Annotated in this window: 23 protein-coding genes; 11 read left to right on the forward strand and 12 right to left on the reverse strand. The window is 72.1% G+C overall.

Annotated elements, in window-relative coordinates; genetic code table 11:
- Positions 1–116 precede the first annotated feature (116 nt).
- From mraZ to Q1A98_RS20230, 3 genes are all read right to left on the reverse strand, one after another.
- Positions 117–548 (reverse strand): division/cell wall cluster transcriptional repressor MraZ, encoded by a 432-nt coding sequence (gene mraZ, locus Q1A98_RS20220; RefSeq protein WP_299576813.1) that lies wholly within the window; start codon positions 546–548, stop codon positions 117–119.
- 365 nt (positions 549–913) lie between these two features.
- Positions 914–1,318, reverse strand: coding sequence for a DUF3040 domain-containing protein (locus tag Q1A98_RS20225; RefSeq protein WP_299576815.1), 405 nt, complete (start codon positions 1,316–1,318; stop codon positions 914–916).
- Between the two features lie 165 nt (positions 1,319–1,483).
- On the reverse strand, positions 1,484–1,936 hold the full coding sequence (locus Q1A98_RS20230; protein ID WP_299576817.1) for an SAV_6107 family HEPN domain-containing protein: 453 nt from the start codon (positions 1,934–1,936) through the stop codon (positions 1,484–1,486).
- Positions 1,937–2,224: 288 nt separating this feature from the next.
- Here Q1A98_RS20230 and Q1A98_RS20235 point away from each other — a divergent pair, with 288 nt between their 5' ends.
- From Q1A98_RS20235 to Q1A98_RS20255, 5 genes are read left to right on the forward strand one after another with little or no spacing between them, the layout of a single operon-like run.
- A complete protein-coding gene (locus tag Q1A98_RS20235) occupies positions 2,225–2,809 on the forward strand; it encodes a GNAT family N-acetyltransferase (protein WP_299576819.1) in 585 nt (194 codons plus the stop codon).
- 46 nt (positions 2,810–2,855) lie between these two features.
- Positions 2,856–4,502 (forward strand): NAD(P)/FAD-dependent oxidoreductase, encoded by a 1,647-nt coding sequence (locus tag Q1A98_RS20240; protein ID WP_299576821.1) that lies wholly within the window; start codon positions 2,856–2,858, stop codon positions 4,500–4,502.
- Positions 4,499–5,356 (forward strand): carotenoid biosynthesis protein, encoded by an 858-nt coding sequence (locus tag Q1A98_RS20245; RefSeq protein WP_299576823.1) that lies wholly within the window; start codon positions 4,499–4,501, stop codon positions 5,354–5,356. Before Q1A98_RS20240 ends, Q1A98_RS20245 begins: the two co-directional genes overlap by 4 nt.
- Positions 5,353–6,093: a DUF3153 domain-containing protein gene (locus Q1A98_RS20250; protein ID WP_299576825.1), complete on the forward strand. Its 741-nt coding sequence runs from the start codon at positions 5,353–5,355 to the stop codon at positions 6,091–6,093. The genes Q1A98_RS20245 and Q1A98_RS20250 overlap by 4 nt, the downstream gene beginning before the upstream one ends.
- Positions 6,094–6,098: 5 nt before the next feature.
- Positions 6,099–7,283, forward strand: a complete 1,185-nt coding sequence (locus tag Q1A98_RS20255; protein WP_299576827.1) for a glycosyltransferase family 2 protein — start codon at positions 6,099–6,101, stop codon at positions 7,281–7,283.
- Between the two features lie 7 nt (positions 7,284–7,290).
- Here Q1A98_RS20255 and metF read toward each other — a convergent pair whose 3' ends face one another.
- On the reverse strand, positions 7,291–8,226 hold the full coding sequence (metF, locus tag Q1A98_RS20260) for a methylenetetrahydrofolate reductase [NAD(P)H] (RefSeq protein WP_299576829.1): 936 nt from the start codon (positions 8,224–8,226) through the stop codon (positions 7,291–7,293).
- 95 nt (positions 8,227–8,321) lie between these two features.
- On the opposite strand from metF, the gene Q1A98_RS20265 reads away from it, so the two are divergent.
- From Q1A98_RS20265 to Q1A98_RS20280, 4 genes are read left to right on the forward strand one after another with little or no spacing between them, the layout of a single operon-like run.
- Positions 8,322–9,404: a polyprenyl synthetase family protein gene (locus tag Q1A98_RS20265; protein ID WP_299576831.1), complete on the forward strand. Its 1,083-nt coding sequence runs from the start codon at positions 8,322–8,324 to the stop codon at positions 9,402–9,404.
- Complete coding sequence (gene crtI / locus Q1A98_RS20270; RefSeq protein ID WP_299576833.1) at positions 9,404–10,942, forward strand: phytoene desaturase family protein; 1,539 nt, start codon at positions 9,404–9,406, stop codon at positions 10,940–10,942. The genes Q1A98_RS20265 and crtI overlap by 1 nt, the downstream gene beginning before the upstream one ends.
- Complete coding sequence (locus Q1A98_RS20275) at positions 10,939–12,462, forward strand: alpha-(1->6)-mannopyranosyltransferase A (RefSeq protein WP_299577061.1); 1,524 nt, start codon at positions 10,939–10,941, stop codon at positions 12,460–12,462. Before crtI ends, Q1A98_RS20275 begins: the two co-directional genes overlap by 4 nt.
- A complete protein-coding gene (locus Q1A98_RS20280; protein WP_299576835.1) occupies positions 12,459–13,478 on the forward strand; it encodes a phytoene/squalene synthase family protein in 1,020 nt (339 codons plus the stop codon). The genes Q1A98_RS20275 and Q1A98_RS20280 overlap by 4 nt, the downstream gene beginning before the upstream one ends.
- A 66-nt stretch (positions 13,479–13,544) precedes the next feature.
- Here the strand turns inward: Q1A98_RS20280 and Q1A98_RS20285 are convergent, their stop codons facing one another.
- The gene (locus Q1A98_RS20285; protein ID WP_299576837.1) at positions 13,545–13,913 is read right to left on the reverse strand and encodes an Rv2175c family DNA-binding protein; all 369 of its coding nucleotides are present in this window, start codon (positions 13,911–13,913) and stop codon (positions 13,545–13,547) included.
- Between the two features lie 122 nt (positions 13,914–14,035).
- Here Q1A98_RS20285 and Q1A98_RS20290 point away from each other — a divergent pair, with 122 nt between their 5' ends.
- The gene (locus Q1A98_RS20290; protein WP_299576839.1) at positions 14,036–15,400 is read left to right on the forward strand and encodes a protein kinase; all 1,365 of its coding nucleotides are present in this window, start codon (positions 14,036–14,038) and stop codon (positions 15,398–15,400) included.
- Here the strand turns inward: Q1A98_RS20290 and Q1A98_RS20295 are convergent.
- Both Q1A98_RS20295 and Q1A98_RS20300 read right to left on the reverse strand, forming a co-directional pair.
- Positions 15,356–16,756, reverse strand: coding sequence for a class II 3-deoxy-7-phosphoheptulonate synthase (locus Q1A98_RS20295; protein ID WP_299576841.1), 1,401 nt, complete (start codon positions 16,754–16,756; stop codon positions 15,356–15,358). The genes Q1A98_RS20290 and Q1A98_RS20295 overlap by 45 nt on opposite strands.
- 68 nt (positions 16,757–16,824) lie before the next feature.
- Positions 16,825–17,310 (reverse strand): polyadenylate-specific 3'-exoribonuclease AS, encoded by a 486-nt coding sequence (locus tag Q1A98_RS20300; protein ID WP_299576843.1) that lies wholly within the window; start codon positions 17,308–17,310, stop codon positions 16,825–16,827.
- Positions 17,311–17,354: 44 nt separating this feature from the next.
- Here Q1A98_RS20300 and Q1A98_RS20305 point away from each other — a divergent pair, with 44 nt between their 5' ends.
- A complete protein-coding gene (locus Q1A98_RS20305) occupies positions 17,355–18,665 on the forward strand; it encodes a glycosyltransferase 87 family protein (protein WP_299576845.1) in 1,311 nt (436 codons plus the stop codon).
- On the opposite strand, the gene Q1A98_RS20310 is transcribed toward Q1A98_RS20305, so the two are convergent.
- From Q1A98_RS20310 to Q1A98_RS20330, 5 genes are all read right to left on the reverse strand, one after another.
- Positions 18,623–19,348 (reverse strand): 1-acyl-sn-glycerol-3-phosphate acyltransferase, encoded by a 726-nt coding sequence (locus Q1A98_RS20310; RefSeq protein WP_299576847.1) that lies wholly within the window; start codon positions 19,346–19,348, stop codon positions 18,623–18,625. The genes Q1A98_RS20305 and Q1A98_RS20310 overlap by 43 nt on opposite strands.
- A 103-nt stretch (positions 19,349–19,451) precedes the next feature.
- Entirely contained in the window at positions 19,452–20,423 is a 972-nt protein-coding gene (locus Q1A98_RS20315; RefSeq protein ID WP_299576849.1) for an ROK family protein, read from the reverse strand.
- Entirely contained in the window at positions 20,420–20,803 is a 384-nt protein-coding gene (locus Q1A98_RS20320) for a hypothetical protein (RefSeq protein ID WP_299576851.1), read from the reverse strand. Before Q1A98_RS20320 ends, Q1A98_RS20315 begins: the two co-directional genes overlap by 4 nt.
- Before the next feature lie 69 nt (positions 20,804–20,872).
- Positions 20,873–22,036, reverse strand: a complete 1,164-nt coding sequence (locus Q1A98_RS20325) for an ArsA-related P-loop ATPase (RefSeq protein WP_299576853.1) — start codon at positions 22,034–22,036, stop codon at positions 20,873–20,875.
- A gap of 23 nt (positions 22,037–22,059) precedes the next feature.
- On the reverse strand, positions 22,060–22,509 hold the full coding sequence (locus Q1A98_RS20330) for an SRPBCC family protein (protein WP_299576855.1): 450 nt from the start codon (positions 22,507–22,509) through the stop codon (positions 22,060–22,062).
- Position 22,510: the final 1 nt, after the last annotated feature.

Genomic DNA, 22,510 nt, shown 5'->3' on the forward strand with positions numbered 1-22,510 from the left:
CCCGAGTCCGAACCTGGCGCTGGGGAAGTGCGTCAGGGTCGGGTCGGGCGAAGGCCTGGCCTCGCCGTGCGCGGTCGCGGTGCGTCCCGCCGTCGTCTCCGGTGGCGGGACCGTGGTCACAGGATCGATCCCAGTGCCGGGTTGTCGCCGCGCGAGTAGCTCTCCTCGTGCTGCGACTGGTAGTTCTCCCAGGCCTGGGAGTCCCAGACCTCGATGCTGTCGTAGTTGCCGATCACGGTGCATGCCTTCGACAGGCCCGCGTAGCGCCGATGCTCCACCGAGAGCGTGATGCGCCCCTGTCCGTCGGGGACCATCTCCTCGGTGCCCGACATGAGGGTGCGCTGGAACATCCGCGCCTTCTCGTCGACCTTGGACGCGGCGGCGGCACGCTCCGCGATCTCCGCGAACTTCTCCGGCGAGTAGATCGTGAGGCACCGGTCCTGACCGAGTGTCACCAACATCCCTCCCGCCAGCTGTTCGCGGAACTTCGCGGGCAACGTGAGCCGCCCCTTGTCGTCCAACTTGTGCGCGTGGGTGCCGACGAACACGTCCGCCACACCTCCCGCCGGTGGAGGAAGGGGGTCCGGCACTCCCTGCCTCCGCGAGCCACATTACCCCACTTTGCCCCACTTGCCACCATAAAGTTCCCCGGGGAGAGCAAGAGATGCGCAGAAACCATGCGTGAGCTGCAGTTTTTCAGGTGGGGAGATTTGCGGCCACGCAGTCGTCGTGGCGCGTCGTGCCGTGGCGAAATCGCAGGTCACGCATTGCCGCAACGTCACGGGAACCGGCCGGGGGCACAGAGTGGGTGGAAGTGGGGGCACGGGGAGGCGCCGGGAACGACGAAGGCCGCGCACCCAGCTGGGTGCGCGGCCTGTCGTGGACCGACCGTCAGTGCGGTCGGATCACCATGTCACTCCTGTTCGAAACGGCGGTTGAACCGCTCCTCCATGCGCTCGCTGAACGACCGCGACGACCGGTTCCGACCGCGACGCGGCTGGCCGTCGCCGCCGCTGTCACCGGCGGGCGATGCCGGCGACGAACCCACGCCCCACAGCGCGAGCAGACCGGCACCGAACATCACGAGGAATCCGATGAGGCTGAGGATCGGGAAGCCACCGACGGTCACGTCGACGACGACGCCACCGATCAGGAGGGCCAGACCGATCACGAAGACGACAGCCGCCTGCAACCGACGACGAGCCGCAGACCCGCCGAAGCGACGCCGACGAACGTTCGAGGCGAACTTCGGATCTTCGGCATAGAGCGCGTTCTCGATCTGTTCGAGCATCCGCTGCTCGTGCTCCGAGAGTGGCACCGCCCCTCCTAACAGCACTCGGTCCGGTGACCGGATTCGTTGCGAGTCGTCTGGCCCGTCTGACGTGTCCGAGCGGCTCGGGCCCGCGTCCCGGGCCAGTGAGCCAATAGTACGAGGTGTTCGCCGATGCGACCACCATTACCGACCGGACACCAGCCCACTGTGTCACGCCGTCCGCTTCTCGGGCGGCGACCACTGCTGAGGTGCGACATCGCCGCGCGCACAGGCGTCGACGAGAGCCTCCACGTCGGCGAGGAAGTCGACCACGGCGACCCGGGTGCGGGAGACGGTCTCCGGCGGTACGTCGTGCACGACGCCGAGCTCGATGTCGGACCGGAGCCGGGACAGTCCGGCGAAGTGGGTGGCCCACCGGGTGAAGGCGGGAACGCTGCGCGGCAGTCGCGCCCAGGCGCTCGCCGAGCCCCGACGCCGGGACGTCGTCTCCCCGACGGCCAGGGCGGCGCCCGCGGCGCGCAACGCGGCCAGGTACAGGCCACGGACCTGTTCCGCGGCGTCGTCGACGTCACCGGCGTGCACGGCCATCGTGTCCGCCCGCGACAGCAGGTCGCGTGCTCGCAGGACGGCCCTCGGATCAGGTGTCGACCGTCGTGTCGTCATCGTCGTCCCCTCTCCTGCGGCTCTGTCGTCTCGTGTCCGGTTCAACGTCGCGCGGGCGAGCATCCGTCCCGCGCCGCGTCGGCACTGTCGGTGATACCCGCCACCACCGACAACCGGCCCCGGGGCGGATCGGCCCGGCGGCAGACGCTTCCCTCGTCCACCACCGGGCCGACCGGAGGTCGCCGGGTGGGAAGTCACTCGTCGCGGAGGTTGAGCACTCGAACACCCGTTCGACCTATTCAATATAGGCCACCCCCCGCGCAGTGCTCAAGAGGAGGCGCAGACCCCGTGCCGGTGCGACTCGTCGACCTGACCGTCGCTGACATCGACACGTGGTTGCCCGCCGCGCTGGACATCTACGTCGCCGCGATGGGCTATCCACGCGGCACGCAGGCGCACCGCGCGCCGCTCTGGTCCGACCACACGCGGCGTCCCGGCTGGCAGGCCGTCGGTGCGGTCGAGACCGACCCCGCCGGCGGCACCGATCGCCTCGTCGCCGTCGGGTACGGCTACCGCGGTGCGCCCGACCAGTGGTGGAACCAGCAGCTGTGCGCGGGCCTGCGGCTCGCCGGGTTCACCGCGCCCCAGATCACGGAGATCACCCGCGACTACTTCGAGCTCACCGAACTCCACGTCGACCCGGGCCACCAGGGATCGGGGCTGGGCGAACGGGTCCTGGTGCGACTGCTCCGGGACCGGCTCGAGAGCAGCGTCCTGCTGTCGACGCCGGAGGTGCCGCGCGACGACAACCGTGCCTGGCGGCTGTACCGACGCCTCGGCTTCGACGACCTGCTGCGTCATTTCAGTTTCACCGGCGACCCCCGGCCGTTCGCCGTCCTCGGTCGTCGCCTGCCGTTGCGCGGGGTCCGCTGACCCGGCGTCGGGGTTCAGCCCGGTCGGGTGCGGGCACCATGGAGTGATGCACACACCTCACGACGTGGTGGTGGTCGGCGCCGGACACAACGGTCTGGTCGCCGCCGCCCTGCTCGCGCGCTCCGGACTCGACGTCGCCGTCGTCGAGCGGGACACCGTCCCCGGCGGCGCGGTGTCCACCGTCGAGCGGTTCCCGGGCTACCGCGTGGACCGCGGCTCGAGCGCCCACATCATGATCCGGCACACCGGGCTCGTCGAACGGCTCGACCTGGCCCGGCACGGACTGCGCTACATCGACTGCGACCCGTGGGCGTTCGCGCCCGCGGTCGGCGACTCCCCCGCCATCGTCTTCCGTGTCGACGTCGACGCGACGTGTGCCTCCATCGAGGCGTCCTGCGGTGCCCGCGACGCGCAGGCCTACCGTGACTTCGTCGGCGTCTGGGGACCGCGATCGCAGGCCGTGATGCGGATGTTCGGGGCACGTCCTGCCCCGGCCTCCTTCGTGCGCGCGTTCTGGGGCATGCCCACCCGCGACGGCCGGTCGGGCCGGACCGCCGGACCCGAACTGGCACAGGAGTTCCTGCGATCGGGTGACGCACTGCTCGACAGCTGGTTCACCTCGGAGCGCCTCAAGGCGGCGCTGGCGTGGTTCGGCGCGCAGTCGGGTCCCCCGATGAGCGAGCCGGGCACGGCACCCATGGTCGGCATCGCCGCACTCATGCACTCCGGCCCGCCCGGGCGCGCGGTCGGGGGCAGTGGTGCCCTCACCACCGCGCTCATCTCCTCGCTGGAATCCGACGGCGGCTCGGTGCATCTCGGTGACGCGGCCGTCGAGATCGCCCCCGACGGCGACCGCTGGCGTGTCCGGACGGCCTCCGGCGCCGAGCAAACCGCCACCCAGGTGATCGCCGCGTGCCACGTCCTCACCACGCTCGACATGCTCGCAGCGGGCGGTCACGACGGGGCCGCGGTCGACCGGTGGCGGTCGCGGATCGACGTCGGACCCGGTGTCGGCAGCGCGATCCGCGTCGGCACGACGGCGCTGCCGCAGTACGCGAACCTGCCCGCCGGCCTGCCCGCGCACGGTGTGCACTCGGGTCTGGGACTGCTCGTCACCGATCGCGGGCACCTCGCCCGGGCGCACGGTGACGCCCGGGCGGGCGACCTGCCACGGCGGCCCGTCGTCCTGCCGATGGGCTTCTCCGCGATCGACCCGTCGCTGGCCCCACCGGACCGGCACATGCTGACGCTGTGGACGCAGTGGCACCCGTACCGGTTGTCGGGTGGACGGTCGTGGGAGTCGGTGCGCCAGGAGGCCACCGACGCCGTCGTCGCCGAGATGGATTCGTGGGCGCCCGGTTTCGCCGACAGCATCGAGCACGTGTACGCCCAGACCCCCGACCGCCTCGAGGACGAGCTCGGGCTGGTCGGCGGCAACGTGATGCACGTCGACATGTCCGCCGATCAGATGTTCGCCTTCCGACCGCATCCCGACCTCGGGGGTCACACCGTGCCGGGCGCCGACGGCCTGTTCCTCGCCGGCGCGTCCACCCACCCCGGTGGAGGCGTGTCGGGACTGTCGGGCTCGATCGCGGCACAGGCGGTACTGGCGGCGCGGACCCGACCCGTCGACCGCGTGCGGTCGGTGATCGCGGGCGCACTGCCCGGCCTGCTCGGATCGGGACGACGGTGACGGCCGCCGCGACGAGGTCGACGGCGACCTCCGCCCCGCACGCCCTGGCGCCCCTCGCCCTCGCGGCGGTCGGGGTGTCGATCGCCGCGCAGATCGCCTACCCCCTGGCCGGTCCCGGCGTGCGCGACACGGTGACGATCGTCGTCCTCGCGTCCGCGGTGGTCGCCATGGCGGCCGACGCGCTCGTCGCACTCGGCGTCGCCCGCGGGCTGGTCGTGGTGGTCGGTGTGCCCGTGCTCGCCTACGCGGCGGAGTGGTCGGGGACGCACACCGGCTTCCCGTTCGGCACCTACGCCTACGCCGACGACCGGCTCCACCCGCACATCGCCGGGGTGCCGGTCTGGATCAGCGCGGCGTGGCTGATCGGCGTCTGGGCGGTGTGGCGCGTGGCCGGGATCGTCGTCGGTGACCGCGCCCTGCCCCGGGTCGCCCTCGCCACGGTCGGACTGATCGGGTGGGACCTCTACCTCGACCCGCAGATGGTGGCCGACGGGCTCTGGGCCTGGCGCAGCACCGACGCCGGACTGCCCGGCATGGAGCAGATCCCGCTGACCAACTTCGCCGGGTGGGCACTCGTCGGCGTCGTCGCGATGACGCTGATCGAGTTCTGCCGGCGTCCCGGCGCGCCCATGGACGCCGAGCCGAACAGTCGTGTCCCGCTCGTCGCCCTCGTCTGGGTGGTGTGGACGTGGATCGGGTCGGCGTTCGCGCAGGCCTTCCTGCTGCACGAGGGCGACCTGCGATCGGGACTGGGCTACGGCGTCGTCGTGATGGGTGTCCTGGCGGTGCCCGCGCTCGTCGTCGCGGCGCGTCCGCGACGACGGGTGGTGCGGGCTGGCACGATGTCCGCGTGACGTCCTCGCCGCTCCCGCGTCCGATCCGCCCCGCCCGCCCGCAGCGCGTCGCCCGCGCCGTCGTCGCGGTGCTCGTGCTGCTCGCGGCCTCGGCCTCCCTGACATCGTGCCTGCAGCGGTCGTCCTACGTCGGTGACCGGCTGTGGGGTGACCTCATCGTGGCGCAGAAGTCGACCGGTGACGCCAACGGCGCCACCGGCTCCTCGAACGGTGTCCCCCGCATCGAGGTCCCGCAGTCGATGGCGGGCAACGTCGTCGCCGAGGACTACGACGCCGACGGGTTCCGCGGGACCCGGATCACCTACAGCGCACTGCCCGTTGGTGTGTTCAACCAGCTCGGCGACCTGCTGCTCGAGGCGTACCCGAACTCGTCGGTGAGCATGCAGCTGTCGACGAAGCGCAGCGGCGACGTCGTGCGGCTGCGGGCGTCGGCCGACCTCACACCCCTCACCGCGGGCCGCGACCTCATCGTCATGACGGTGCGGTTCGCGGGGTCGATCTCGGCGACCAACGGTCAGCAGACCGCGGACGACACGGTTCGTTGGACGCCCCAGCCGGGGACCACCTCGGACCTGTCCGCCGAGGCCGACTACCCCGACCCGGGCACCGCGGCCTTCGACGACTGGACCTGGCTGCTCGTCGGCATCACGATCGCGGTCGTCCTGATCGTCGGCGGCATCGCCTACCTCGCCCGGGACACGAGCCCCCGCCTGACCGCAACACCCCGCGACTCCTGACCCCTGTGAGCGCATCCGCGCGCCCCGGCGGTCTGCCCGCGTGGGTCGCCGTCACCGTGCTGGCGCAGCTGTCGATCGCCGCGGTCAACCGACTCACCGTCGGCGGCCTGTCCGCCCCGGCCGTGCCCCGTCCCGAGGTCGCCGACCCGGTCACCGCGTGCGTCCCCGCCCGTGACGAGGCCGACCACATCGCCGACGTGGTCGGCGACCTGCGCGCGCAGCGCGGTCTGTCCGCGCTCCGGATCGTCGTGCTCGACGACGGATCGGCCGACGGCACCGGCGATCTGGCCCGCGCGGCCGCCGACGGAGACCCTCGTGTGGAGGTGCTCGACGGCGGTGATGACCCGCCGCCGGGCTGGACCGGGAAGGCGTGGGCGATCGAACGGATGACGCGAGGTCACCTCACCGATCCGCCGGCCGAGGGGTGGTTGTGCCTGGTGGACGCCGACGTGCGCCTGCGTCCCGACGCGATCGCCTCCGCCGTCGCGCTCCTGCAGGACGAAGACCGTCGCCGACCGGGTGGCCGCTCCGTCGGACTGCTCAGCCTGTGGCCACGTCAGGAGGTCGGGTCACCGGCCGAGACCCTGCTGCAGCCGCTGCCGTGCTGGTCGTGGTTCACCACGGTGCCGATCCGGCTCAGCGAGCGACGACCGTCGGCCGCGACCGCGCTGGCCAACGGCCAGTTCCTGCTGATGCCCACCCGTGTGCACCGGCTCGTCGGCGGCCACCGCAGCGTGGCCGGATCTCCGGCCGACGACCTCGCGCTCGCCCGGAGGGTGCGCGACGTCGGCCTGGCGGCGATCATCCGGCTCGGTCGCGACGAGGTCAGCTGTCGCATGTACACCGACGGCCGATCCCTGGCCGGTGGCTATCTGCGGTGGCTGGGCACGGAGTTCGGTCGGCCGGGGGCCCTGGCCGCGGTCGTCGCGACCGGCGTCGCACAGGCCGCCCCCACCGTCGCCGTGATCCGGCGCCCCCGCGACGCGAGGGCCTGGCTGCTGTACGCCGCGACCGTCGCCACACGTCTGCTCGCACGGTCCGCCGAGAGTCCACGCCTGACGGTTGCCGACGTCGGATCAGCAGTCGCTCACGGGCCCGCGGTCACGGCCGCGGTCGGACTCGTGGTCGAGTCCGTCCGGCGCACCCGCAGCGGCACGCTGCGGTGGAAGGGGCGTCGTCTGGGTGGGTGAGGCCCGCTCAGGCGACGAGTGCGTCCATCCCGAGGCGCTGGAGCACCTCGCCGGTGGCCTTGGCGAAGTTGAGGCTGCAGAAGTGCAGGCACGGCGCGCCCTCGGCGATGAGCCGCTCGGCGATCTCGGTGGCGATGTCGATGCCGACAGCGCGGATCGCGTCCCGGTTCGCGGCCTCGTCGTTCCCCGCGGCCCGCGCGAGACGCTCGTCGAGGTCCGGCGGCATCGTCGACCCGGACAGCTCCATCATCCGCCGCACCGACGCCAGCGAGGTGATCGGCATGATGCCCGGGATGATCGGCTTCGCGCCCTGCTCGGGGTCGGCGGCGGCGACACGGTCCCGCAGGCGCAGGTAGTCGTCGACACGGAAGAACATCTGGGTGATCGAGTACTCCGCACCCGCTCGCAGCTTCGCCACGAGATTGCGCGTGTCCTCCTCGAGGTCGGGCGCGCGGTGGTGTCCCTCGGGGAACGACGCCACACCCACCTCGAACTCGCCGAGCTCGTCGACGAGACGCACCAGCTCCTCCGCGTACGCGACGCCCTCGGGATGCTTGGTCCACTCCCCCAACGGGTCTCCCGGCGGATCGCCACGGAGCGCGAGGATGTTGGTGATGCCCTGGTCGGCGTACGAGCCCACCAGCGCGCGCAGTTCGTCGATGCTGTGGTTGACCGCCGTGAGGTGCGCGACCGTCGTGAGGGTGGTCTCACGGGCCATCTCTCCCGCGATGCGCACGGTGCGGTCACGGCTCGTGCCGCCGGCGCCGTAGGTCAGCGAGGCGAAGGCGGGGCGCAGCTGTTCGAAGACGCGCACCGCGCGCCACAGGCGCTCCTCGCCGGCCTGATCCTTCGGCGGGAAGAACTCGACGGAGAACGGCACCGGGCCGGCGTGCGGCGCCGACAGCCGTGCGATGACGGACTGCGCTGCGGTCGGTGAGGTCACCCGCCCAGCATAGAGGGGTGGACGGCCGGACCATCGGCCGTGGTGAGGAACACCGCAGACACGCCCGGGCGTCGAGGCGTCGGTAGTCTCGTGGGGTGCTGCCGGCCACCATCGACGATGTCCCCGCTGCCGTCGGTCGCCTCCTCGCCGACGTCTTCACCGAGCGTCGGTCGGCGACGGCCGCCGTGTCCGACAGCGTCGCCGACCTCACCGACCTCATCGGCGATTTCGTCATGGGCGGTGGGAAGCGGGTCCGCCCCACGTTCGCGTGGGCGGGCTTCCGTCTGACCGGGGGCCGTACCGACGACGGCGACGCCGCGACCGCGTTCGAGGTGTGCGCCGCCCTCGAACTGATCCAGGCGTGCGCACTCATCCACGACGACGTCATCGACCGCTCGGACACCCGACGCGGACGACCGACCGTGCACCGGGCAGTCGCGCAGCGCCACCGAGAGCGCGGCTGGCTCGGCGACCCCGATCACTTCGGCACGTCGACGGCGATCCTCCTGGGTGACCTCGCGCTCAGCTGGGCCGACGACATCGTCGCGCGGGCACCGCTGCACCCGGCCGTCCGCGATCGCGTCGTGGGTGTCTGGACCGCGATGCGCACCGAGGTGCTGGCCGGGCAGACCCTCGACATCGTGACCGAGGCGGCGGCCGACGAGTCCGTCGACGCGGCCTACCGCGTGATGCGTTTCAAGACGGCGGGATACACCGTCTCCCGACCGCTGCAGCTCGGAGCGTCCCTCGCGGGCGCGGGCGACGGGACCGTGGAGGTGCTCGGCCGCGTCGGTGACGGACTCGGCATCGCGTTCCAGCTTCGCGACGACATGCTCGGAGTGTTCGGCGACCCCGCCGTGACCGGCAAGCCGTCCGGCGACGATCTCGTCGCCGGCAAGCGCACCGCGCTCCTCGCCGTCGCGCTGCGCCGCCTCGACGCCGACGACCCCGCCGCCGCGGCCCGCCTCCGCGGGCTCGTCGGCCGGTCGCTGACACCCGCCGAACTCGACGACGCCCGCGCGCTCCTCGTCGACTGCGGTGCCGCCGCGGAGATCGAGGAGGAGATCGGGCATCTCGTCGACGGCGCACTCGCGGTCCTCGACGGACTCGACGCCCCGGCCGACGCCCGCGCCGACCTCACCACCGTCGCCCACGCCCTCACCCGGAGACGCTCCTGATGGCCTCGCCGATCCCCGTCCCCCGCCCCTCCCGCGCCCGCCGCGTCCCGGGCCCCGTGCGCCGCGTCGTCGTCGTGGGCGCCGGACTCTCGGGCCTCGCCGCGGCACTGCACCTGCGAGGCTCGGGCCTCGACGTCACCGTCGTCGAGGCGGCCGCGACACCCGGCGGCCGGGTGCGCACCGAGGTGATCGACGGTGTCCCCTTCGACACCGGCGCCTCCGTGCTGACGATGCCCGCGCTCATCACTCGTCCGATGGGCGCCGTCGGCATCGACCACGACGAGGCACTGCGCCGGCTGGACCTGCGGCCCCTCGACCCGACGTACCACATGCGCTACGCCGACGGCGTCGAGTTCGCGGTGCGCCGAGGGCTCGAGGACCGCATCGTCGAGATCGAACGGACCTTCGGGGCGGCGTCGGCCGACGGCTATCGCCGCTACGACCAGTGGCTGAAGCGGCTCTACGACGTCGAGTTCGACCGCTTCCTCGACCGCAACCACGACTCCGTCCTCGACTACGTCGCGAGCGGCGAGATGCGCTCGGGCGTCAAGGATCTCGTGACGATGGGCGCCGTGCGAGGACTCACCGCGGCCGTCAACCGGTACATCGGTGACGAGCGGTTGCAGCGGGCGGTGACCTTCCAGGCCCTCTACGCAGGCGTGCCGCCGAGTCAGGCCCCGGCGATCTACGCCGTCATCGCGCACATGGACGTCGGCCTCGGCGTCGAGTACCCGATCGGCGGCATGGGACGGGTGGGTGCCGTGATGGCGCAGGCCCTCACCGAGGCCGGCGGCGAGGTTCGCTACGGCGAGCCCGCGACGTCGGTGCGCCTGGCCGGCGGCCGGGCCGTCGCCGTGCAGACCGACGCCGGCGAGATCCCCTGCGACGCCGTCGTCGTCACCACCGACACCCCGGTGACCCGGCGTCTGCTCGGCGAGACCGGACGCACCCGCGCGGTGCGGCACTCGCCGAGCGCGGTGGTCGCGCACATCACGGTCGACGCCGACATCGCCGCCGGATGGCCCGGCGGGCACCACACGATCGACTTCGGTGCGGCCTGGGCCGAGACCTTCCGCGAGCTGACCGCTCGCCGCGGCCGACTGATGAGCGACCCGTCGATCCTCATGAACCGTCCGGCGGTCACCGATCCCGACCACTTCGTCACCGATGGAGCGGAATCGGTGTCGGTGCTCGCACCGTGCCCGAACCTCGACTCCGCCGACCTCGCCTGGGACGACATCGCGGCCCCCTACGTCGCCGAGTACCTCGGCGTCCTGGAGGAGCGCGGCTACAAGGGCATCACCGACGCCCGGGTGCACCGCATCGACCACCCGGGGAGCTGGGCGGCCGACGGCATGTCGGCCGGGACCCCGTTCGCCGCCGCGCACACGCTGGGCCAGACCGGGCCGCTGCGCACCCCGAACCTGTGGCGCGGTGCCGAGAACGTGGTCCTCGCGGGCAGCAGCACCGTCCCCGGCGTGGGGATCCCGCCGGTGCTCATCTCGGGCCGACTCGCAGCAGATCGGATCACCGCCTGAGCGGGTCCGACGGCGGCGCACGCACCGGCGTCGTCGTCCTCGGCGTCGTCGGGGCCGTGCTCGTCACGCTCGGCAGCGTCGGCGTCGGCGACATCCCGCGCGCGCAGATGTGGCTGCAGGACGCCGACATGGCGTGGATCACCTACGGGCACGGGAAATCGCTGTCGGCGCTGCTGTTCTGGGGCGGTGTCACCGCCATGATCGTGGCCTGGGTGTGGCTCGGTCGCCGGATCCTCACCACCCCGCGCACCGCCGACGACGTGCACCGCCTGCGGTGGGCGGCGGTCGGGTGGTCGGCGCCGCTGCTGCTCGCGGTACCGGTGTACAGCCGCGACGTCTACGCCTACCTGGCCCAGGGCGCGTTGCTGCGCGACGGGTTCAACCCCTACGCGGACGGCCCGGCCACGAACCCCGGCCCGTTGCTGGACTCGATGGCACAGGTCTGGGCGACGACGAGCGCCCCGTACGGCCCGCTGTTCATGACGATCACCCGCTGGGTGACCGAGCTGACCGGCGACGACCCCATCACCGGTGTGCTCGCGATGCGCGCGGTGATGCTGCCCGGGTGGGCCCTCGCGATCTGGGCGGTCCCCCGCCTGGCGACGGCGCTGGGACGCGACCCGCGGATCGCGCTGTGGCTCGCGGTGCTCAACCCGATGCTGCTCATCCACCTCGTCGGTGGACCCCACGTCGAGATGCTCATGGCGGGGATGCTCGTCACCGGTGTGACGCTCACCGTGCTCCGCCACCACGTGTGGGGCGTCGTGGTCCTCGCCCTCGCGGTCGCGGTGAAGATCACCGCCGGCATCGCCCTGCCGTTCGTCCTGTGGATCTGGTGGGCGCACGCGCGGGAACGCGGCAGGGTCGGTGCGCGTGCCGTGGCCGGGATGCTCGGCGCGATCGTGGGCATCAGCCTGGTGATCTTCGGTGTGTTCACCGTCGTGGTCGGACACGGGCTCGGATGGCTGACCGGACTCGGCTACGCCGACCGGATCATCAACTGGCTCACCCTGCCGACCGCGATCGCGCATCTGGTCACCCTCGTCGCCGCGCCGTTCGTCGCGCTCCCGCTGCCCGGCGTGCTCGCGACGGTGCGCTTCGTCGGGGCGGTCGTCCTCGCCGTCACACTGGTCGCCGTCTGGTGGCGGTCCCGGGCCGACGTCACCTCCGCGGTGGTCGGGATCGCCGTGGCGATGGCCGCGGTGCTGCTGCTCGAACCCTCCACGCTCCCCTGGTACTACAGCTGGGCGCTGGTGGTCGCCGGCGCCGCCGTCATCGGTCGACGCGGCCTCGCCCTGATCGCCGGGGCGTGCGTGTACCTGCTCCTGGTGTTCCAACCCGACGACTCGATCCTGCTCTACGAGCCCGTCGACGCGATCCTCTGCCTCGTCCCGGCGATCGCCGCCGGGATCGTGTTGTGGCGCACGCGGACTCCGCATCGCCCCGCCGACCACGTCGACACGACCCGACCGTCGACCACCACATCCGCCCCCTCACCCGCGACGGAGGCCGCACCATGACCCGTTCGTCCACCCTGGAGGTCGTCGACGACCTGCACCCGTCCGATCGCGCCCGCGTCGAACGCGGGTACGCCGTCGCCGAACGGGTGACCGCCGAACACGGCCGGACCTACCACCTCGGGACGCGCCTGCTCCCGCTGCGTCGTCGGCGCGCGGTGTACGCCCTGTACGGCTTCGCCCGGCTCGTCGACGACGTCGTCGACGTCGACCCCGACTCCGCGGTGACCGACGGTGTCCTCGACGCGAGCGAGTCCGTGTGGTCGGTCGACGGGTCGGACACGCTGGACCCGACGACGGTCGTGAACGCTCTCGACGACAGCCTCCGCGACGCGCTGGCCGCCCGCCGGACCCCCGGCGCCCGCCTCCCGGAGCACGCCGACGACCGCATCCTCGCCCTCGCCGACACGATCGTCGAGTTCGACATCCCCGAGGACCACTTCCGCGCGTTCATGACCTCCATGCGGATGGACCTGCCGGGCGACCCACTGTTCACCACCCGCTACGCGACGTTCGAGGAGCTCGACGTCTACATGTACGGGTCGGCGTCGGTCATCGGCCTGCAGATGGTCCCGATCCTCGGATCCAGCGACCCCGATGCCGCACTGCCGCTAGCGGCGGCGCTCGGCGAGGCGTTCCAGCTGACGAACTTCATCCGCGACGTCGGCGAGGACCTCGACCGGGGCCGGATCTACCTGCCCGCCGAGGAACTCGCGGCGTTCGGCGTCGACGAGGACATGCTGGCGCAGGCACGGCGTACCGGCATCAGCCCACCGGAGCTGCAGCGGGGACTCGCCCACTGCATCGCCGTGACCCGCGCCCGATACCGCGTCGCCGAGCCGGGGATCGCACTCCTCGACCGGCGCAGCCGACCCGCGATCCGGGCCGCCTTCGAGCTGTACCGCGACATCCTCGAGCAGATCGAGGCGGCCGACCACCACGTGCTGGGTCGTCGAGTGGTCGTCGGGGGCCCGCGCCGGGCGCGCCGGGCCGCGGCCGCCGTCGTCCGCGGCGGCTGAGCCGCCCGACCGTACGGCGGCTGAGCCGCCCGACCGCGCAGCGGACCGCTCGTCACGGCCGATTTCTCAGAGCGCCAGAGCCTGTGCGCGCCGGATCATCTCGCGTGCGGAGTGTCCGTGCAGAGCCCGCGCGGGGTACTCGCCGAGATCGTCCTGCACGGTGAACATCCACTCCATCGCCTCGTCGCGGCTGAACCCTCCGTCGAGGAGGACGCCGATGAGACCCGTGAGGTGCTTGGCGATGCCGTGATCGTCGAAGAAGACCTCGGGGACCACGGGTTCGCCGTCACGGGACACCGCGAGGACGTGGTGTTCGGCGACGAGGGTGCGGATCCGGCCGACCGAGACGCCGAGCCGGCGGGCGACGGCGGGGAGATCGAGGACGGGCTCGTCGGCGGGCAGGACGTGGTCGTCGGTGAGAGGCAGTGTGGCCACGGGAGGACACGGTACCCGCCGTGCGCGGCCGGGCCCCGCGTGTCCGGGCACGACTAGGCTTGCCCGGCAGGGTGCGTCGCGGTCCGCGCGACGCACCTCTCTCGCCGGAAGGGGTCGACGACGTGAGCACGGCACGTGACGTCCTGCTCGGCGTCGCGCTCGACGGCCGCTACCGCATCGACGCCCTCATCGCGCGCGGCGGGATGTCGGGGGTCTACCTCGGTGTGGACCTCCGTCTGGACCGCCCGGTGGCCGTGAAGGTCATGGATCCCCGCTACAGCGCCGACCCGCGCTTCCTCGCGCGACTGGAGTTCGAGGCGCGGTCGGTCGCGCGACTCAAGGATCCCGGCCTCGTGCCCGTCTACGACCAGGGCGTCGACGGTGAGTGGGCGTTCCTGGTGATGGAGCTCGTCGAGGGCGGGACATTGCGGGAGCTGCTCGCCGAGCGCGGTCCGATGCCGCCGCATGCCGCCGCGGCGGTGGGGATCCCGGTGCTGGGCGGTCTCGGGGCCGCGCACGCCCACGGGCTGGTCCACCGCGACGTCAAGCCGGAGAACGTCCTCATCTCCGACGCCGGGGAGGTCAAGGTCGTCGACTTCGGTCTCGTCCGCGCCATCGCCGCGGCCGGCATCACCAGCGACAGCGTCATCCTCGGCACTGCGGCCTACCTGTCCCCCGAGCAGGTCGAGTCCGCCGACGCCGACGCCCGCAGCGATGTCTACTCCTTCGGCATCATGCTGTTCGAGATGCTGACGGGCACCACACCGTTCCGCGGCGACACCCCGCTGGCGCTGGCCTACGCCCGGCTGCGCGGTGACGTCCCGCCGCCGAGCCGCGTGATCCGCGGTGTCCCCCGGCCGTTCGACGAGCTGGTGCTCACCGCGACCGCGCGCGACCCGGGACAGCGGTTCGCCGACGGTGACGACATGCTCGACGCCCTCGCCGACGTCGTCGCCGAGCTCCGCCTGCCGTCGTTCACGGTCCCGGCCCCACGGGTGTCCGCCGAACGCGCGACCGCCCTCGCCCGTCGACTGGCCGAGTCACGACCGACCGACGACGCCGACCTCGATGACCTCGGTTCCGACGACATCGACCCCGGCCGTCCTCGCGCCACCCGCATGATGGCCGACGGCACCCGCGTCGAACGTCGCGACGGCGCAGACGGATTCGGCCACGACGACCACGACCGACCCGGCTACGACGACCACGACGCATTCGACGAGGACGACCGGCGCGCACGACCGGCTCTGCTCGCCGCGGCGCAGCGGGAGGTCGGACGTCGTCGACGCAGCCGACGTCGCGGCTGGATCGTCGCGGGCCTCGTCGTGGTGCTGGCGATCACCCTCGCCGGACTCGGGTGGTGGGCGGGTGTCGCCGTCGCCGGCGCCGACCCTCTGACGGCGGGCCGACCCGCCCAGCAACCGACCGCGTGGTCGGAACCGTCAGCCGCGCAACATCTCCGCGACGAGGAACGCCAGCTCCAGTGACTGCTGGGTGTTGAGGCGCGGGTCGCAGGCGGTCTCGTAGCGACCGGCGAGATCCATGTCGGAAATGTCCTGGGCGCCACCGAGGCATTCGGTGACGTCCTCGCCGGTGAGTTCGATGTGCACGCCGCCCGGGTGGGTGCCCAGGGCCCGGTGCACCTCGAAGAACCCCTGCACCTCGTCGACGATCCGGTCGAAGTGCCGGGTCTTGAACCCCGTCGACGACTCGTGGGTGTTGCCGTGCATCGGATCGCACTGCCAGATCACCTTGTGACCGGTCGCCTCGACGGCCTCGACGATGGGCGGCAGCACGGTCCGGACGTTGCCGTTGCCCATCCGCGCGACCAACGTCAGGCGCCCGTCGACCTTCTTCGGGTCGAGGCGTCGCACGTACTCGACGGCCTGCTCGGGCGTCGTCGTGGGCCCGATCTTCACGCCGATCGGGTTGGCGATGAGCTCGGCCAGCGCGATGTGGGCGCCGTCGAGGTCGCGGGTCCGCTCACCGATCCAGAGGAAGTGCGCAGACAGGTCGTAGAGAACCGGGTCGCCGTCCGGGTCGCGGGGGTCGTCGGCGAGACGCAGGAGCCCGCGTTCGTAGTCGAGGACGAGCGCCTCGTGGGAGGCGTAGATGTTCGCCGACTCCAGGTTGCTGTCGCGGACCTCGCAGGCGTCCATGAAGCGGAGCGCACGGTCGATCTCGGACGCGAGCGCCTCGTAGCGCGCGCCGGCGCGAGACGTGCGCACGAACTCGCGGTTCCAGTCGTGCACGCGGTGCAGGTCGGCCAGTCCCGCGCCGGTGAGCGCCCGCACCAGGTTCATCGCGGCGCTGGCGTTGGCGTACGCACGCACCAGACGCGACGGGTCGTGGATGCGGGCGGCCTCGTCGGCCGGGAACCCGTTCACCATGTCGCCGCGGTACGAGGTCAGGCCCAGGGCGTCGGTGTTCGACGACCGCGGCTTCGCGTACTGGCCCGCGATCCGCGCGACCTTGACGACCGGGAGACTCGCGCCGTAGGTGAGCACGACGGCCATCTGCAGCAGCGTGCGGATGTTGCCCTTGATGTGCGGCTCGGTGTTCGCGACGAACGTCTCGGCGCAGTCGCCGCCCTGCAGGAGGAACGCCTCGCCCCGCGCGACTTTCGCGAGGCTGTCGTGGAGCTGCGCGACCTCCTCGGGCATGCAGATCGGCGGCACGCTCTCGAGCACGGTGCGCATGGCCCGCGCCTTGTCCTCGGGCCAGGTCGGCTGCTGCAGCGCGGGCCGCTCGAGCACCCCGGCGAAACGCTCGGCGAGGTCGCCCGGGAGCGGCGGGAGCTCCGGCAGCTCGTCGATGGGCACGTCAACAGTCCAGTTCACCACGGCGACCAGCGTAATCGTCGGGCACGACGCCGCCGTCACCCGCCGGGGTGGCGCGTCGACGCGGCGGGTCAGGCGTGGGCGGCGGCCTGCATCGCCTCCCATTTGCGCAGGTTGTGACGGGCGTCGACGAGGGCGTCGTGCGCGTCGGCCGGCGACGGCGGCAACGCGGGTCGGCCCAGTGCCTCCCACATCTGCTTGAGCTCGCGCGTGTAGCGCGGGATCGGGCGGGGCAGCTGCGGCATCGACCCCCACAGTTGACACAGGGCGACGTGGTCGTAGGCGCCGATCCAGGCCCACATCTCGACGTCGCCGTCGAACGAGGTGAGGAAGTTCAGCAACTCGTCACGGATCCGTTGCCTGCCGGCCCACGTCTTCGACGACGGTGGGGGGAGATGTGGCAGGACGTTCGCTCGGACCCAGTCCCCTGCGCGGTCGGGATCGAACTCGGTGGAGACCGCGTAGTACTCGCTGCCGTCCTCCGCGACGACACCGATCGACACCAGTTCGATGGTCCGACCGTCCTCGATGAACTCGGTGTCATAGAAGAATCGCACCCACCGAGCGTAGGCGTCGGGGGTCATGCGCGATGATCGCCGTCATGTCCACGCTTCGTCCGCCGGTCGCGACCGCGTCCGCCCGACCCCTTCTCACGGGCTGGTCCCCGTCGCGGGGGGTCGTCGCCACCATCGTGGTGGCCTTCGCGGTGACCGCGATGATCCGCGTGACCGGCACCCCGTTCACGCACTCCTTCGGGCGTTTCGACCGCATCGACATCGACGTCTACCGCCTCGGTGCGCAGATGTGGCGCAACGGCGGGTCGCTGTACGCCTCCGGGTCGATGCCGTTCACCACCGACGGCATCTGGCTGCCGTTCACCTACCCACCGTTCGCGGCGCTGTCGTTCCTGCCGTTCACCGTGGTCCCCCTCGTGGTGGCCGGGACGGTGATGGCGGTGGTGACGCTGATCGCGACGGTGATCGGGATCGCGATCGTCCTGCGCGCGCTCCGGATCGGGTCGGACGGGAACCGGACCTGGATCGTCCTCGCGGTGTCGACGGTCGCGCTCTGGACCAACCCCTACTGGATGACGCTGGGCTTCGGGCAGATCAACGTGGTCCTGCTCGTGCTCGTCGCCGTCGACCTGTTGGTCCTCGGCCCGCGAGGGTCGCGATGGCACGGTGTCCTGATCGGCGTCGCCGCGGCCATCAAACTGACGCCGCTGGCGTTCGTCCTGTGGCTCGTCGTCCGCCGTGACCGGCGTGCGGTGCTGCGCGCCGTGGGCACGTTCGCCGCAGCAGCGGCGATCGCGCTCGTCTGGGCCCCGTCGGACTCGTCCCGGTACTGGAGCCACACCGTGTTCCACACCGACCGGATCGGTGACCTCGCGGGCGGCATCAACCAGAGCGTCAACGGTATGTGGATCCGTCTGCTCGGGTCGGGTGGCGGCGAACAGCTCGTCTGGGCGGCATCGGTGCTGGTGCTGACCGCGCTCGCCTGGGTCGCCATCTCACGCGCACGGACCGTCGGCGGCGACGTCCTCGGAGTGTGCGTGACCGCGGTCTGGGCGGTCATGGTCTCGCCGACGTCGTGGGCGCACCACTGGGTGTGGTCGGTGCCCGCCGTGCTGGCGCTCGCGGCCGCGGCGTGGCGGAGCGATCGCGCGCGGACGCGACGGGCACTACTCGTCACCGCCGGTGCCGGACTCGTCGTCGTCGGCGTCGCGCCGTTCCAGTTCTTCCACGGCGACCCGACGCGGTGGTCGGTGGTGCAGACCGTGCTGGGCAACGCCTTCTGCCTGTGGGGCCTCGGCCTGCTCGTCGTGATGGTCGTGCTCGGCCGCGTGCGGCCGACCGCGCCGCCGGACCGTCAGGCGGCGGGCTCGGACCGCACGGTCGTCGCCGGCGGCTGAGCGTCCCCGTCGGCGGCCTTCTTCAGGCTCGCGGCGTAGATGTCGACGTACTGCTGACCGGACAGGCGCATCAGCTCGTACATGATCTCGTCGGTGACCGCCCGCTCGATGAAACGGTTGCCGTTCATGCCCTCGAAGCGCGAGAAGTCCAGCGGCTTGCCCACTCTGATGGTCACGCGGCACGGACGCGGCAGCACGGTGCCGGGCGGGTTCAGGTGGTCGGTGCCGATCATCGCGACCGGGATGACCGGCACCCCGGTCTCCATGGCGATGCGCGCGAGGCCGGTCTTGCCCTTGTACAGACGGCCGTCCGGCGAGCGGGTGCCCTCGGGGTACATCCCCATCAGCTCGCCCTCCTCGAGCTTGCGACGGGCGGCGATGAGGGCGCCCGCGGCCGCGTCGGCGCCGGTGCGGTCGATGGGGATCTGGCCCGAGGCGGTGAAGAACCACCGCTGGAACGCGCCCTTCGGCCCTGTGCCGGTGAAGTATTCGCTCTTGGCGAGGAAGTAGATCCGCCGCGGCACCTTGAGCGGCAGGTAGAAGCTGTCGACCACGGCCAGGTGGTTGCTCGCGAGGATCGCCGGACCGCGGGTGGGGATGTTCTCGACACCTTCGATGCGCGGTCGGGCCATCAGCTTGAGTCCCGGTCCCATCAGCACGTACTTGAACAGCCAGTACCACATCGCCCGACTCCGATCCTCGCTCTGCCCCGCCGCAACCGTGTCGCAGCCGACACACCGCACACCGATGTCGTGTCCGACACCCGCGCGACGACTCTACTCACCCTCAGCGGGTGGCGGGCACCGATGACAGGTCGCTGCGGGCGATCGCCGACGCGCCGATCACACCGGCCGCCTCGCCGAGCTGCGTGGCGCGGATCCGTGCGAGTCGACGGTGACCGCTGCCGGTGAGCAGCGCGCCGTAGTGGTCACGCGCCTCGTCGAGGAACAGACCGCTCGACGCGCCGACGCCGCCCGCGAGCACGATCAGATCGGGGTCGAAGACGTCGGCGATCAGCGCGAGCCCGTAGCCCAGCCATCGGGAGAAGTCGGCCACGGCCGCGAGTCCCATCGGATCACCGTCGTGGGCGGCCGCGGCGACGCGACGACCTGTCAGGGACCCCGGGTCCTCCGCGGTCTCCCGCGCCAGCGGACTCGTCCGGTGTCGTCCGGCGGCGACCAACTCGACGACGTTGTCCACCAGAGCCGTCCCGCTGCAATAGCGTTCCCAGCACCCACGCTTGCCGCAGGGACAGGGACGCCCGTCGGGGACGACCGGGAGATGACCCAACTCCGGTGCGACGCCGTTGCTCCCCCGGAACAGCTCACCCTCGAGGAGCAGTCCGGCGCCGATGCCGGTGCCGATCGCCAGGACGAGGGTGGTGTGCCCCCCGGCGGCCGCGCCGAAGCGTCGTTCGGCGACCGCCGCGGCGTTGGCGTCGTGCTCGCAGGACACCGGCAGTCCGATCCGTTCGCTCATCTGCGCCGCGACGGGCACCTCCCGCCAGGGCAGGTGTGGGGCGAAGCGGACGACGGAGCGGTCGGGGGTGACGAACCCTGCGACGGCGAGCCCGACGGCGGCCACCTCGTACCGCTTCCGGAGATCGGTGACGAGCCAGTCGAGGCACTGCTCCAGCGCGTGGGCGGTGGTCGGGGTCTGGGCCCGTCGCGAGTCGTGGATCTGGCCGCGATCGTCGACGACGGCGGCGCGGATGCTGGTGCCCCCGACGTCGATGCCGATGGTCAACGGTCCGCTCACGTGGGGTGCACCTCGACGGTGATCGGCTGGAAGGACCCGCCGCGTCCGGCCGGGCCACGGCTGTCGGGCCGGACGCGGGTCCGGCGGGCGCGATCACCACCGACCTCGTCGAGCGCCGCCGAGATCGCCTGCAGCGCGGCGATGAGAGCCGTGATGACGCGGTTCACCAGTTCGGTGACCTCCACGACGATCGCGTCGACCGCGGCGCGGACCGCCGGACCCATGTCGACGGGCGGGCGGGCCGGGTCGCGCGCCTCGACGTTGTCCCCGATCACGGTGGTGGCGAAGTGCTCGACCCGGTCGAGCATCGCGAGGACGAGCGCACGCAGCGGATCGGTGTCCGCGGCGTCGCGACGCCCGTCGGCACCCGAGCTGTCCATGCGTTCTGTCTCCCTGGCGATCGATGTCGACGTGGTCGGGTACGGGTGGCGTACCGCGGTCGTCGGGCCTCAGTCGTCGGCGTGACCCGCCCGCGGCCACACCGCGGGGTCCGGGCTGAACCGCACACTCAGCGTCCCATCATCCCATCGGGCGTCCAGGACCGTACACCGGCGCAACACCGAGGGGAGGGTCACCCGGTGCCGGACGCCGCTGAGGGTCACCAACAGGTCGTCACCCGACCGGCCCAGCGCGAGCGTCTCGGGATCGGGCAGGGGCTGTCGCCACGAGAGGCGGTACACCGACGACAGTCCCGTGCCCGAGACGTGCTCGACCTCTGCCGCGGACGAGCCGGCGGGCGCGGGCACGCCGTCCGGGACCTCGATGCCCAGGCGACGCAGCGCGGCGACCGTGCGCGGCTCCACCGACAGCTCGTGGGCGACGGACACGGGCAGGGCCGGACCGCGATGCGTCGGCACGATGTCGTGTCCGTCCTCGCGTCCGCGGTTCACGACGACGCCGCACGTGCTGATGCCCATGAGGTCGAGCGCGGCGAGCAGTCGGTGGGTGGCCTCGCGTCCGTGGTCACCGGCCGGGGTCACGATGTGGGCGCGGGTCACGCTGGGGTCGACGAGGAGCCCGGCGATGTCGGCGCAGTCGGCGGCGAGTTGGTCGACGACGCCCGCCCCACCCGCGAGACGCGGTGTCTCCGCGGCGCCGGCGAGCCGCCGGTGCCGCGGCCAGATCCGTTCGAGGTAACCCGCGACGAGCGCGGGCACGCCGAGGAACCCGATCGGGTCGATGCCACCCGAGCAGTCGACGACCACCCGGCGCCACCGTCCCGAGACCGCCTCGTCGCGGATGCGGCGCCACGCGAGCATCTGCTCGACACCGGGCATGCCCGCCAGTTCCTCGGGGTCGATCGCGGCGACGTCGGCCGCGAGCCCACCCGCCAGCGACACCGGTCCCCGCAGGATCGCCCACGTGTCACCGAGCATGGCGAGGGTGTCGAGCTCGAGCAGGTGCGCCTGCTGGGAGACGGCCACCGGCGCCCCGGGGGTCGAGTACACACCGAACACCCGCGACGCCGTCCGGAAGCGGTCGAGGGTGACCAGGAGTGTGCCGCCGGCGTCGGTACGGCGCGAGACCGCCTGCCGCACAGAACGACCCGACGCGGCCCCGACGGCGACGGCAGCGGCGACGGTCGAGACGCCCGCGCCCCCCGGGCCGAGCACGACGTGGACGGGTACGACGTCGATCAGCCTTCCACCCTCTTCTTCAGTTCCTTCAGCGCCGCGTCGGTGATGGCCTTCTCCGCCCGGCGTTTCAGGGCGCCGATGATGGGGATCGCGAGGTCGACGGTCAGCTGGTAGGTGACCTTCGTCGACCCGGATGCCTGCTGCACCAACGTGTATCGGCCGTGCTGGGCCGTCTGCAGCTCGCTGCTGACCAGCTCCCACTCGACCGAACGGCCGTCGGGTGCCCACGTGTAGGCCAGCTCGTAGGTGTCGCGCAGCACGCCGGCGTCGAGACGGAAGCGCACGCGTCGGGGGCGGGCGGACCCGTCGGAGCCGGCACCGGGTTCGGTCACGGTCACCTCGTCCGCGGCCGACACCCACTCGGGATAGCGGTCGAAGTCGGCGATCACCGCCATGACGGCATCCGGGTCGGCGCTGATGACGATGGATTGCTCTGTGCTGTCGGCCATC

It is taken from the genome of uncultured Williamsia sp., assembly GCF_947494875.1.
Lineage (GTDB): Bacteria > Actinomycetota > Actinomycetes > Mycobacteriales > Mycobacteriaceae > Williamsia_A.

Bases quoted from the DNA above. Each gene is read 5' to 3' on its own strand.
- Q1A98_RS20305 (WP_299576845.1), top strand. From the start codon at position 17,355: ATGTCCACGCTTCGTCCGCCGGTCGCGACCGCGTCCGCCCGACCCCTT.
- Q1A98_RS20240 (WP_299576821.1), top strand. From the start codon at position 2,856: ATGCACACACCTCACGACGTGGTGGTGGTCGGCGCCGGACACAACGGT.
- Q1A98_RS20280 (WP_299576835.1), top strand. From the start codon at position 12,459: ATGACCCGTTCGTCCACCCTGGAGGTCGTCGACGACCTGCACCCGTCC.
- Q1A98_RS20230 (WP_299576817.1), bottom strand. From the start codon at position 1,936: ATGACGACACGACGGTCGACACCTGATCCGAGGGCCGTCCTGCGAGCA.
- crtI (WP_299576833.1), top strand. From the start codon at position 9,404: ATGGCCTCGCCGATCCCCGTCCCCCGCCCCTCCCGCGCCCGCCGCGTC.
- Q1A98_RS20310 (WP_299576847.1), bottom strand. From the start codon at position 19,348: ATGTGGTACTGGCTGTTCAAGTACGTGCTGATGGGACCGGGACTCAAG.
- Q1A98_RS20320 (WP_299576851.1), bottom strand. From the start codon at position 20,803: ATGGACAGCTCGGGTGCCGACGGGCGTCGCGACGCCGCGGACACCGAT.
- Q1A98_RS20330 (WP_299576855.1), bottom strand. From the start codon at position 22,509: ATGGCCGACAGCACAGAGCAATCCATCGTCATCAGCGCCGACCCGGAT.